This window comes from Paraburkholderia oxyphila NBRC 105797 (assembly GCF_000685075.1).
Classification (GTDB): domain Bacteria; phylum Pseudomonadota; class Gammaproteobacteria; order Burkholderiales; family Burkholderiaceae; genus Paraburkholderia; species Paraburkholderia oxyphila.
In genome coordinates, this window is sequence record NZ_BAYD01000010.1 from 73,283 (window position 1) to 85,948 (window position 12,666).

The 12,666-nt window shown below is 62.5% G+C and carries 9 protein-coding genes and 1 pseudogene; 6 read left to right on the plus strand and 4 right to left on the minus strand.

From position 1 onward, the window contains the following. Positions 1 to 23: 23 nt before the first annotated feature. The 4 genes from BO1_RS09205 (at position 24) to BO1_RS09220 (ending at position 4,352) form a co-directional block, all read left to right on the plus strand. Positions 24 to 845, plus strand: coding sequence for an SDR family NAD(P)-dependent oxidoreductase (locus tag BO1_RS09205; protein WP_028217308.1), 822 nt, complete (start codon positions 24 to 26; stop codon positions 843 to 845). Between the two features lie 27 nt (positions 846 to 872). After that, positions 873 to 1,625: a carboxymuconolactone decarboxylase family protein gene (locus tag BO1_RS09210; RefSeq protein WP_028217309.1), complete on the plus strand. Its 753-nt coding sequence runs from the start codon at positions 873 to 875 to the stop codon at positions 1,623 to 1,625. A gap of 110 nt (positions 1,626 to 1,735) precedes the next feature. Further along, the gene (locus BO1_RS09215; RefSeq protein WP_043284263.1) at positions 1,736 to 3,070 is read left to right on the plus strand and encodes an MFS transporter; all 1,335 of its coding nucleotides are present in this window, start codon (positions 1,736 to 1,738) and stop codon (positions 3,068 to 3,070) included. 157 nt (positions 3,071 to 3,227) lie between these two features. Beyond that, the gene (locus tag BO1_RS09220; protein WP_028217311.1) at positions 3,228 to 4,352 is read left to right on the plus strand and encodes a porin; all 1,125 of its coding nucleotides are present in this window, start codon (positions 3,228 to 3,230) and stop codon (positions 4,350 to 4,352) included. A gap of 44 nt (positions 4,353 to 4,396) precedes the next feature. Here the strand turns inward: BO1_RS09220 and BO1_RS09225 are convergent, their stop codons facing one another. After that, positions 4,397 to 5,413: an AraC family transcriptional regulator gene (locus BO1_RS09225; RefSeq protein ID WP_028217312.1), complete on the minus strand. Its 1,017-nt coding sequence runs from the start codon at positions 5,411 to 5,413 to the stop codon at positions 4,397 to 4,399. Between the two features lie 459 nt (positions 5,414 to 5,872). Here BO1_RS09225 and nudC point away from each other — a divergent pair, with 459 nt between their 5' ends. Both nudC and BO1_RS62265 read left to right on the plus strand, forming a co-directional pair. Then, positions 5,873 to 6,823 (plus strand): NAD(+) diphosphatase, encoded by a 951-nt coding sequence (nudC, locus tag BO1_RS09230; protein WP_028217313.1) that lies wholly within the window; start codon positions 5,873 to 5,875, stop codon positions 6,821 to 6,823. Between the two features lie 327 nt (positions 6,824 to 7,150). After that, positions 7,151 to 7,285, plus strand: a pseudogene (locus BO1_RS62265) (IS6 family transposase); the annotation flags it as partial. Between the two features lie 136 nt (positions 7,286 to 7,421). On the opposite strand, the gene BO1_RS09235 reads toward BO1_RS62265, so the two are convergent. From BO1_RS09235 to BO1_RS50300, 3 genes are all read right to left on the minus strand, one after another. Next, positions 7,422 to 8,066 (minus strand): TetR family transcriptional regulator, encoded by a 645-nt coding sequence (locus BO1_RS09235; RefSeq protein WP_028217314.1) that lies wholly within the window; start codon positions 8,064 to 8,066, stop codon positions 7,422 to 7,424. A gap of 63 nt (positions 8,067 to 8,129) precedes the next feature. Beyond that, entirely contained in the window at positions 8,130 to 11,423 is a 3,294-nt protein-coding gene (locus tag BO1_RS50295; protein ID WP_043284265.1) for an efflux RND transporter permease subunit, read from the minus strand. Between the two features lie 11 nt (positions 11,424 to 11,434). Further along, positions 11,435 to 12,637 carry an efflux RND transporter periplasmic adaptor subunit gene (locus BO1_RS50300; RefSeq protein WP_043284268.1) on the minus strand — a complete coding sequence of 401 codons (1,203 nt, stop codon included), beginning with the start codon at positions 12,635 to 12,637 and terminating at the stop codon, positions 11,435 to 11,437. Positions 12,638 to 12,666 lie beyond the last annotated feature (29 nt).

Genomic DNA, 12,666 nt, shown 5'->3' on the forward strand with positions numbered 1-12,666 from the left:
CTTTGCGAGTTGAAAGCATGGTCATGAAATTGCGGAACAAGGTAGCGCTGGTGACGGGTGTTGGTCCTGGTCTCGGTCTTGCGTGCGCGGTGGCACTCGCGGACGAAGGCGCACATGTCGTCGTATGCGATATCGACGAGAACGCGATTGACGCGGCCCACAAGGTGGTCACGTCACGCGGCGCACAGTGCCTGGCAGTGCGATGCGATGTGTCGTCGAGCGAGGAGGTAAGCAGGCTATTCGCGCAGATCGTCGCGCGCTTCGGCACCTTGCACGTTCTCGTCAACAACGCCGCGCTCACGCCGAACCGACCGGTCGACACCGAGCGCCGCAACAAGCTCTACGCCTACATGCAGACGCCCATGCCGCGTCAGTCGCTGGCCTTCACGAGCGAGATCAGCGACGACGAGTGGCATCGCTACTGGGGCGTCAACGTGCACGGCGTGTTCTATTGCACGCGCGAGGCGTTGAAGCTGATGGAGCCGCAACGCGACGGCAAGATCATCAACATCGCGTCGATTGCCGGCCTGTCGACGCGCAGCGCCCATAGCCCGCACTACTGCGCGACGAAGGGTGCGGTGATCGCCTTCACGCGCTCGGTGGCGTTCGAGGTTGCGGGCGCCAACATCTTCGTGAATGCCATGGCGCCCGGCGGCGTCGCCACGCCGGCCTTCAACGACTATCTCGACAGGATAGGCGAGGACGGCCGCAACCGGCTGTGGCAGAACTGTCCGCTGGGTCGTTTCGGCACAGTCGAGGAGTACGCGTCCACCGTCGTATATCTTGCGGGCGAACACTATCTGGTCGGTCAGATCATCAGCCCCGATGGCGGCTCGGTGATCTGAACCTGTCATCACTCTACCCGACACGTTATGGAAAAGTCACAAGGCACGCCTCACTACGATGCGATGCGTGCGGCGGCCCTCGCCGATGCGGCGCTCGATCCGCTCGCGCAGTGGGACCCCGCATGGATCGAATCATTCATGGCATTGAGCGTGGACACGCAGACGAACGATGTGCTGGACCCGAAGCTCGTCGCGTTGATCCGTCTTAACATCGACGTCACGGCCACGCACCTGTATGCGCCCGGTGTGCGCCGGCATGTGCGCGCCGCGTTGAAGCTCGGCGTGACGCGCGCGCAGATCCTCGAGGTGTTCAAGCTCGCGAGCGTGGTGGGGATCCACGCCTGCGCGCTCGGCGTACCGATTCTCGAAGACGAACTGGCCCTCGCGGGCTTGCCCGACGAACCCGCTCCGCTCGCCTATACGCCGGTGTGCGACAGGGTACGCGAGAGCGGCATGTTCAATCCGCTCTGGGAAACGATCTATCGTTGGGACCCGCAGTATCTGGAGAAATTTCTGGCGATGGGTCTTGGCCTGTGGCGGGACAACATTCTTCCGCCGCTGTGGATCGAATTGCTCTGCGTTGCGGGCGACGCGGCGATCACCCATCTCTATTCGCATGGCACGCAGCGGCACATCAAGGCTGCGCTGGAACTGGGCGCCACGCGCGGGCAGATTCTCGAAGTGCTGAAGATCGTGAGCCTGCAGGGTATCGAGGCCTGTGAGCTTGCCGTGCCGTTGCTCGAGGCCGAATGCCTGGAGCACGCGCACACAAAGCGCTGATCTTTTGAAGGGACCGTGCCTCCCGCGCGACACGTCGGCAAGAACGGGCGTGCGGGACTTCAATCCTCGCGGCGCAGTGCCGTCGTCCCATTGCTGTAGTCGGAGAAATCATGAGTCAAGCGGCCATCGAGGCCGAGGCCGCGAACGAGTCGGTCTCGTCGGAAGAATCACGACTGGCGTATCGAAAGATCGCATGGCGCCTGTTGCCCTTCCTGTTCCTCGCTTATGCGGTCAACTCAATCGACCGCATCAACATCTCGTTCGCAAAGCTGCGCATGGCGCAGGACCTCGCCCTTGGCGATGCCGCCTACGCAATCGGCACTACTGCCTTCTTCGTGGGTTACATCCTGTTCGAGATTCCTGGCAACCTGTACATGCAGCGTGTCGGCGCGCGCGCCACGCTCACGCGCATCATGGTCATGTGGGGCATCGTCACGATGCTGACCTGTTTCGTCTCCACGCCGACGCAGCTTTACGTATCGCGCTTCGCGCTCGGCATCGCCGAGGCGGGCTTCTTTCCGGGCGTGATTCTCTACCTGAGCTACTGGTTTCCGTCGTGGAAGCGAGGCCGGGTCACGTCCATCTTCTTCATGGCGGGCTTTGTCGCGGGCATGGTGAGCGGGCCGATCGCGGGCCTCATCATGACGAGGCTCGACGGCTGGCACATGTTCAAGGGCTGGCAGGCGCTCTTTCTCCTCGAAGGCATTCCTGCCGTCCTGCTGGGCGCGCTCGCATGGTTCTGGCTCGACGATCAGCCCGCTCACGTGAACTGGCTCAATGAGCGCCAAAAGACCATCGTGATTGCCAATCTTCAAAACGACGAAGTGCACGATGCGCCGCGCGGCCCTTCGCTGCGCACGGTGATTCGCGATGTTCGCGCGTGGTTGCCGGGCATCGTGTTCTTCACGATCTACTCGGGCACCAACACCGTGGCGTACTGGATGCCTTCTCTGCTGCAAGGCGCAGGCCTGCACGACATGCATCGCATCGGCCTCGTATCGAGTGCGCCGTATGGGATCGGCGCGCTCGCGATGTACCTGATCGGCCGCAGTTCCGATCGCTGGCTGGAACGCCGCTGGCACCTTGCGGTGACGATGTTCGCGGCGGCGCTCGGCTTTCTCCTCATGCATCTGCTGAGTGCGCATCTCGTGCTGTCGATGATCTGCATGGCGCTTGGCGCAGGCGCGTGCCTCGCGGCGGTTCCCGTTTTCTGGACGATCCCTCCAGCGTATTTCAGCACCCGCCTGGCGGCGGCCGGAATCGCACTCGTGAGCAGCGTGGGCTCGTTTGCGGCGCTGGTGAGCCCGATGGCTGTGGGCGCGATCCGCGCGTCCACGGGCAGCCTTTATTTCGCATTTGACCTCATCGGCGCGATGTTGATCGTCGGCGCAGTCGTCGTGCTGGCCGGTATTCCGGCGAGCGCACTGCGTGAGCGCCGCAGGTAGGTCTTCGCACACCGCGTCTTCAACTCCTCAGCGACGACTCCATGCGCCCTCGTCGGGCGCAGGGGCGCTGCTGCGCCGCAGTAAGCCGACGCGAAATGCCGAACGACGTGGATCACCGATTCAAACGCAGTGGCATCACCATAACAAAGGAGACGACATGAAAAAGCAGTTGATGATCGCGATGACGGCAGCGACGTGCGCAGCCGCAGCCCAAGCCCAATCGTCAGTCACGTTGTACGGCGCGATCGACGGGGGACTGCTTTACCAGAGCACCTCGGCAGCCTCGTTCAGCCCGGCGGCGAAGAATCAAGGCGCGATCTGGCGTTACAAGGACGCCGGCATTTATTCGAGCATCTGGGGCATGCAGGGCGTGGAGGATATCGGGGGAGGCTACAAGGTCAACTTCAAGCTTCAGGGCGTGTTCGATTCCGGCACCGGCAAACTGGGGCTCTCGGACACGGCGGGCGTGCCGGGCTTCTTCAACCAGATCGCGAGCGTGGGGGTGAGCGGCCCGTTCGGCTCCCTCACGGCGGGCCGCCAGATCGTGCCGATGATCTACGCGATGGCGGACACGGATGTTCGTGCCTCGCAGTATTTCGGCAGCATACTCGGCGCATGGCTCGGCCTGAACACCGCGGCGGGGTGGCCTGGCACGAGCACGAACGGCCCGATTGGCGCGCTGTACGATTCCAATGCGCTCGTCTATCGTTCGCCCGCATTTCACGGCGTCACGGCCGAGCTGGAATATGCGCCGGGTGGAGTCGCCGGGCAGTTGCAGGGCAACACGCGCGAGTCCGCTGTGCTGAAATACTCGGGCTACGGGCTCAAGCTTGCCGCGGTCTACTACAACGGGCACGATACCAATCCGGGCGCCAACTCCGTACCAACGGGCTTGAACAATAACCGCTATTGGTATTTTGGCGCGCTCTATACGGTCCACGACTTCTCGATTTCCGGCTCGTATAGCAATGGGTCCAATCCCGCCCATCGCAACATGGTCAATCTTGACCTCTATTCGCTGGGTCTGGGCTATCGCTTCACGCCTGCTTTCCGGATCACGAGCGGCGCTTACTACATCACGGACAAGAATCACTCGACGAACAACTCGCTCGAATTGGCTGCCGGCGCCGAATACAGCCTTTCGAAGCAGACGCTGGTCTATGCGCAGGTGGGCTGGGTCAACAATCACGGCGACATGACGCAGACCATCACCTACGGTCAGCCCGTCGCGCCCGGGAACGGGACCACGGCCGTCATGATGGGCATGCGTCACAACTTCTGATCGTTCGATAGCGCACCTCCACGCCGCGCGAGGACATTCACAGGTCATCGCGCGGCGTGTGGCCGCTTGCGCCAGTGACTCGGCGTCTCGCCGTGCCAGCGTTTGAATGCACGCGTGAAGTTGCTCTGGCTATCGTAGCCCAGCCGCATCGCGACATCGGCGATCGGCAGGTCGGTTTGCGCGAGCAATTGATCCGCGTGATTGCGCCTCACGTCCTCGATCAACATCTCGTAGCTCGTTCCCTGTTCATCGAGACGGCGATAAAGCGTGAAGCGATGGATCGCAAAAAATTCGGCGACCTTTGTCGATGTGCAGCCGTCCGGCAAGAGCGTTTCGATGACATGACGTACACGCGAACTGAAATCATCGGCCTGCCGCGAGCGCAACTCGGTCATATGCTGACGCAGGAAGCGACCGAGTTCCTGATCGTGACTCTTCCTCGTCTGATCGAGCAGCCCCTGCGGGAACAGCACCTCGTATTGCGACTGACCGAACCAGACCGGAGCCTGGAAATAGCGTTCGTAGAGCGCACTCGACTTCGGCTTACGGTACGCGATTCTCACCAAGGTTGGATGCCACGAGCGGCCGAGAATCAGCTCCAGAATGCGGATATTCGCGGCAAGGTACGCGGTGAGCAGATGCTTCGCGCCCGGAATGCCACTGTCGACAGAGAGCGAGATGCACGCATAACCGTCCTCCTCGGTCATGCGCACATGCAGCCCGCGATACCACACGCCACAGAACTCGATGAGGTTTTCCACGGCTTCGCGCACAGTGGGCGCATTGAGCACAAGAAAGCGCAGCGGCCCAATATTCCCGAGCGCAGCCTTCTGTCCAAGCAGCAGGCCGAGATGTTCGCAGCCGATCTTTTTTGCCGCCGCTTCGAGAATCCGGCCGTGTGTCACAGTCGACAGCGGATTGAGCGGCGACGCCATCGCCTTCCGGTTCACGCCGAACGATTCGAGCAGTTGCCAGGGGTCGGTGCCGTGCTCGCGCATGACCGCTGGCAGCGAGTTGAGTGCGCCGATCGGGATGGATTTTTCCGCTGTCGGGGTTCGCATTGATTCTGTCTACCAGAGACTGGCTGGAGTGGCCCGGCTCCGAGGATAAGGGATAGTCTGTACTGGATATTCTATCCTGCGACTCGGGAGACCTTGCTCACCAATCCCGCAGACGTTCATTTGTGAATGAACAGACTTGCAGGGCAAGTGGCGTATGGATCGAATGTCGCCTCGGAGGGGTCAAGGAGACGTGCCGGCGTCAAGGCTTCGACGAGGTCCGATGACCGTTCGTGGCCGACTGCTACCCGATGCGCTCGACCGTCGCCGTCGACCCTTTTGAGCCAATCTACAGATGTTGCCAATCGTCTCCTTTCCTGTCGTACCCGTGAATTCGCCGTCGGCCAGTGGTTGATCGGTCCCGTCCAGTCCCGAAGTCCCATATTCGACCGGTCTTGCGGCGCCAGGCGGGACGCCGTGCCATACTTTCAGTTCGTCTCTACCCGCAACGCCACGTTGATGATGACTGCATCTTCCGCATCCATCGGTTTTAACTGCAACCCGCTCGATCGTCGCTCCGAAAAGCGCGACGATCACGCCTTCATCGAGTCTCTCCGCGGCGCCCCGTCCGCGCGCTTTCTCGTGTTCGAAGCCGATATCCCCTTGCTCAAACGCGGCAGTGAGCACGACGCGTGGTTTCTGGCCAGCGAAGCGACCACCTTTGGCGAACCGCTTCACAGCGTCTTCCTCGGGCAGGAGAGCGATGGCAGCGGACGTTTCGCGCTCGGGTTCAAGCTCGGCCTCCAACTGGCGGACCCATCGCCAGGGACGGTCCACCATCGGGTCGACCTGCGCTCGATCGCCCTGCAAGGCCTCGTCTCTCCCGCGGTCCTGGGCGTGCTGGGCCAGGCGAAGTCGATGCTCGACTGGCATCGCCGCCACGCCTTCTGCGCCAACTGCGGCTCAATGAGCCGCGCCGCGGCGGCAGGCTGGCAGCGAATTTGCGATGCCTGTGGCGCCCGCCACTTTCCGCGGGTCGACCCGGTCGTGATCATGCTGGGAATTGACGGCGAACGGTGCCTGCTCGGACGTCAACCGCAATTCGCCCCTGGGATGTACTCGGCGCTTGCGGGCTTCGTCGAGCCGGGCGAGACGGTGGAAGACGCGGTACGCCGCGAGGTGCTCGAGGAAACTCGCGTGAAATGCACACAGGTTGTCTACTTCGCGTCGCAACCGTGGCCGTTTCCTTCGTCGCTAATGATCGGCTGCTTCACTCAGGCGAGCGATACGGAAATCGTCGTCGATACCGCGGAACTCGAAGACGCGCGCTGGTTCTCCCGCTCCGAAGTTGCGGCGATGCTCGCGGGCACGCATACGAGCGGACTTTCCGCGCCCAAGCCATTCGCCATCGCCCATCATTTGCTGCAGGCGTATGTTGCGCAGGGCCCCGCAATATTGCGTAGCCGATTGTAGAGCGTGCAGTCAGGTTGCCCGTTACATTGGGCGTCGCGGACCTTTGTGCATACCGGCCCGCTGAAACACGGCATTTCATCTAACTCGGCGCTAATCGCGCAGACACATACTTCCCTGATGGGCGGTGCGGCTCCTTTTCTGATATGGAAGGAACGACGTGCCCCCGAATGAAATCGGGGACGACGGACAGTTGACAACGATGCAGGCCGCCTTCCCTGGCCGGCAGATGTTCGATCCGGTCGGCAGTAGCCGACCCGTTGCTGCCGGTCGAGCCGTCGCAGTTCCGCGGACAGGTATCAGTGCGGAACGGTCATTCCGCGCCGTCATTTCAGGAATGCGGCCATTACGATATCGGGCGTCGAGCTGATGCATCGCATTCGCAAGGGTCAGTTCAACCTCACCCGATTGCGCCTCAAAGATACCACTGCGCCAGCTGTTTGGAAGGCCGGACTTTCAGCATGATGAGGTAATGGTGAACACACCGCTTTTCGCGCGTGTCCGTAATTTGCACCACAGCCCTTGACCGCTTCTGTTTCCAGGGAATTCCACCGAGCGTCACAAGATCCGCCAGGTATCGAGCTGCGGGCTGTTGTCCTCATCAGGCTCCGGTCCCTCGACGATGAAGCGAAGGCGAAATTCGCAACGAACCGATGCAGAAGTCGGCAAGATACTCCGCATCGCGAGGCAGAACGATCGAGCCTTGACCCAGTAGCCAGTCGCGCAGCACCCCGCCGAGGAACGCATGGACCACATCCGCCGCGCGCGCCGTATCAAGGTCCTGCGACAACTGCCCTTTGTCGATTGCGTTGCGCAGACCGCGTTCAAGCATCTCGTGCCCATCGCGCGCCGCGTTGCGCAAACGCTCGCGCACGCGGTCCATATCGCACGTGTATTCGCACTTTGTAAACAGCACTTCCAGCACCCGCCGGTTATGTGGTTCGGTTGCCGCCTTGCTGAAACAGAACACGAAGAGCTTGTGCATGCGGCCGAGCGGATCCTGTTCGCCGGCCTCCCGTGATGCCGCGACGAGCATTTCCATCGGCAGTAGCACGCGATCGGTCATCGCGGCGAACAGGTCACCCTTGTTGCGGAAGTGGCCGTAGACCGCGCCGCGTGTCAGCCCTGCAGCCACTGCGATCGCCTCGAGTGACGCATGCGAAACGCCGTTGGCCAGAAACACCTTCTCGGCCGCGTCGAGAATCCGGTCGCGCGTCGCTTCAGCCTGCTGCGTTGTCCGTCTCATCTGCGTATCCTTCGGTGCCTCGGCAGCGCGACACAATGAGGCCTGTTCGGGTCGCGGTCCCGATCACCGATATTGACCGATATCGCCGCCGCCCTCGCGCGCGGGGGCATGTGCCGCCGTTGCCCCGCCGGCATGATGCTTCAGTTTGTGCGTGACCTCATCGAGCTTGTCACCGAGCAGTCGTCGCACCGTCACATAGAACACCGGAATCAGCAGCAGCCCGAAGAACGTCGCGAAGAACATCCCGCCAATTACGCCAGTGCCGATCTCGTGCCGGGACGAAGCGCCGGCCCCGGTGGAGATGACGAGTGGGAACACGCCCAGAATAAAGGCCATCGAAGTCATCAGGATCGGGCGCAAGCGCAGCCGTGCCGCGGTCGTGACCGCATCGTAGAGCGTCATCCCGTTCGCCTGCCCTTCGACCGCGAATTCGACGATCAGAATAGCGTTCTTCGCGGCCAGGCCGATCACCGTGACGAGACCGATCTTGAAGTAGATGTCGTTAGGCACGTTGCGCCACAGACAGAACGCCAGCATGCCGAGCATCCCGAGAGGGACCACGAGCAGCACCGCAGCCGGAATCGACCAGCTCTCATAGAGCGCCGCCAGACACAGAAAGACCACCAGGATCGACAACGCCATGAGTGCTGTCGCCGAGCTTCCCGACAGTATTTCCTGATAGGACTGCCCGGTCCAATCCGCATCGAATCCGTGCGGCAGCTTTTGATTGACGATGCCCTGCAGCGCCTGCATCGCCTGGCCCGTTGAATAGCCGGGCGCCGAATTGCCGACGACTTCGACTGCGGAATAGCCGTTGTAGCGCGGCAGCACGGTCGGCCCGTTGTACCAGTTGGTCGTGACGACGCTCGACAGCGGCACCATGTTGTACGGGCTGATCGACGTGTTCGCCACCGACGGGTCAACCTGGGTCAGATAACCACTCGTGTTGGTCACCGTCCCTGCGGTGCTGGCAGTGCCCGACGCGGCGTTGGTGATACCCGACGGCGTATAGAGGTGCTGGAATGCATCGAGGCCCATTCGGTACGGCGCATCCGCCTGGAGGAACACCTTCTTCACGCGACCGCCGTAGGTAAACTGGTTCACGTAGAACGGCGCCAGCTCCGCGCCGATCGTCTGGTAGACATCCGTCAGCGACAGCCCCATCGACTGTGCCTGAGGGCGATCCACCGCGATCTGCAGTTGCGGCGCGTTGGGTAGCGAGTTCGGTCGGACGCCGAAAAGAACGTCGTTCTTGCTGGCGTTCTCGAGCAGCGTCGCTTCGGCGGCACCCAGTTCCGCGCGCGACTGGCCTGCGCGCGCCTGAAGATACATGTCGACGCCACCGAACTGGCTCAGCCCGCGGATCGTCGGCAGATTCACAACGAACAGTTGGGCGTCCGGAATGCTGTGCAGGATTTTGTTGGCCTGCGGGATCAGATCCATCGCCGTTCGCCCACGCTTGCTCCAATCGACGAGCTTGATGAACGTCATACCGACATTTTCGTTGGTACCGACGAAGCTGTAGCCTTCCGGCTGGAACATGGCGTAGATATCCCTGCCGATGTCGCTATGGACCAGCTTGTCGCGCACTTCGCCCATCACGCGGTTCGTACTCTGCAGCGTCGAGCCCGGCGGCAGGTTCACGAGCGCCAGCATGAAACCCTGGTCTTCGTCGGGCACGAAGCCCGTCGGCAATTTCGTGTAGAGGAATCCGGTCAGCACGACCACGAGCACGAAGGCCATCATCCAGCGGGGCGCATGACGCACGGCCCGTCCGACGTGTCCCAGATAGGTGTGGGACATCCGGTCGAAGCCGCGGTCGAACCAGCGGAAAAGCACGCCCTTCTCATGCTCGTGAACCGGCTTCAGGATGGCCGCGCAGAGCGACGGCGTGAACGACATTGCCAGAAACGCGGAGAACACCATCGAGACCGCGATGGTGAGCGCGAACTGCGCATAGATGATGCCGTTCGCACCGGGTTGCAGCGCGGACGGCACGAATACGGCCGACAGCACGACCGTGATCGCGACGATGGCGCCCGTGATCTGCGCCATGGCCTTGCGCGTGGCCGCTTTCGGCTCCAGATGCTCCTCGCTCATGATCCGCTCGACGTTCTCGATCACCACAATCGCGTCGTCCACGACGATGCCGATCGCAAGCACCATCCCGAACAGCGTCAGCTGGTTTAGCGTGAAATTCAGCGCCGCAAGCCCGATGAAAGTGCCGAGCAGCGCAACCGGAATCACGAGGGTCGGGATGAGCGTGGCCCGGAAGTTCTGCAGGAAGATCAGCATCACGAAGAACACCAGCACGACGGCTTCGATCAGTGTCTTGACCACGTCGGTGATGGAAGCCGTGATGAACGGCGTGGTGTCGTACGGGATGTCCCATGTCACGCCCGGCGGCAGGTCCTTCGCGAGATCCGCCATGGTGGACTTGACGACGTTGGCCACCTTGAGCGCGTTGGCGCCCGGCAGCAGGAACACGCCCATGCCGCCTGCGGGCTTGCCGTCGTAGACCGACGCCAGGCCATTGGTCTGCGGACCGAAACTGACACGCGCGACGTCCGAGAGCCGTACCGTCGTGCCGTTGCTGTTCGCCAGCAAAATGATGTCGCGGAACTGCTGCAGCGAAGAGAACCGCATGTCGCCGGACACCGTCGCTGTGAAGACTTGCCCCTTCACCGCCGGATCCGCACCGAGAGAGCCGGCCGCGAACTGCGCATTCTGGTCATTCACTGCGTTGAGGACCTGGGTGGTCGAGAGTCCGTAGCCCTGCAGCTTGTCGGGGTCGATCCAGATGCGCACTGCGTATTCGGAGCCGAGCAGCGTGGTATTGCCGACACCGCTGATGCGCCCGATCACCGGCTGGATCTGTGACGCAACGATGTCCGAAAGTCGCGCCGCGTCAATGCCCGGACTGTTCGAGCGCAGCGCGACGAACAACAGGATGTCCGGGCTCGACTTCGCGACCACCACGCCTTGCTGCGTCACCTGCGAGGGCAGCAACGGCTCGGCGATCTGAACCTTGTTCTGCACCTGCACCTGCGCAATGTCCGGGTTGGTGCCGATCGCAAAGCTGAGCGTGATGACACTCTGGCCGTTGGAACTCGAATTCGAGCTGAAGTACAGGAGGTTGTCGATGCCGGTGAGCTGCTGCTCGATGACCTGGGTCACCGTCGATTCCATCGTCGCGGCGCTCGCGCCCGGATAGGTCGAGGTAATCGTCACCTGCGGTGGCGCAATGTCTGGATACGAATCGATGCCCATGCTGCGCATGGAGATGATGCCGAACAGCGAGATCAGGATCGCGACCACCCACGCGAATATCGGCCGTTCAATGAAAAAGCTCGGCATGGGGGGATCTCCTAGTGCGCGGCGCTGGCGGGCGGGCTGTCGGGCGCCGCCGCCAGCGGCTGAGCGGGCGGCTGCCACGGACTGGCGTTGACCTGCATCCCCTCATGCGCGACCTGCACACCTGTGACGATCACCTTGTCGCCCTCGGCGATGCCTTTCGTGACGATCCAGTCATTGCCGAAGCTGGCGTTCGTTTCGACGTCCTTGCGCACCACCTTGCCATCCTGCCCGACTACCAGCAGATACGCTCCCTGCGTATCCCGCAGCAGCGCCTGCTGCGGGATCAGGAAGACGTTGTTCTGTTGACCGAAGCGGACAACCAGCGTCACGTACATGCCGGGCAGGAGCAGATGCTGCGGATTGGCAAGGAGCGCGCGCAGGTTGACGGTGCCCGTCGTGGCGTTGACGGCGGGGTCCGAAAAGTCGAGCTTGCCGGTGTGGTCGTAAGGCGTGCCGTTGGGCAGGCTCACCCGGACGGTCGTCGAGTCTTGCTGCGCAAGATCCACGGAGCCACTGCCCTGCGATTGCCGCAGCGTGATCAGATCGGGCGCGCTGATCGTAAAGTTGACGTACACCGGGTCGACCTGCTGAACGGTGGTCAGCAGCGTGCCACTCGTCCCGGCGTCAGTCGTGCTGCTGCCGACCACCGCGCCCACGGTCACCTGTTGCTGCCCCGCGATGCCGCTGATCGGCGAAGTCACCCGCGTGTAGCCGAGACTGATGCGTGCGCTCTGGACTAGCGCCTGATCCGCCTGCACCTTGGCCGCCGCACTGCGCTCGGCCGCATCGGAGTTGTCGACTGTCTGCTGCGACACCGAACCGACGGGTAGCAGCTTGCGGTTGCGCTCCGCGGTGATGCGGTCGTTGACGTAGGTGGCCTGATCCAGCGCCTGCTGCGCGATGTCGTTGTCGAGCTGGGCCTTGTAGTACGACGGATCGATCTCGAACAGCACTTGCCCCTGCCGGACTTCGGTGCCCTCGGCATAGACCCGCCTGACCAGCACACCCGACACGCGCGCGGTGACGTTGGCGCTGTAGTACGGCGAAAGGCGTCCGACGAACTGGCGCGTCAGCGGCACGGTCTGCGGATGCGCCGTCGTCACGGCCACCTGCGGCGGGGGCGGCGCTGGGGGCTTGCTCTTCGTGCAGGCCGCGAGTGCGATGAGGCACAGACTCGCGCAAAGCACGGGCACGCTGGCGGGCAGTGACTTCATGAAATGGAGACTCCAGTCAGAAGCACTTC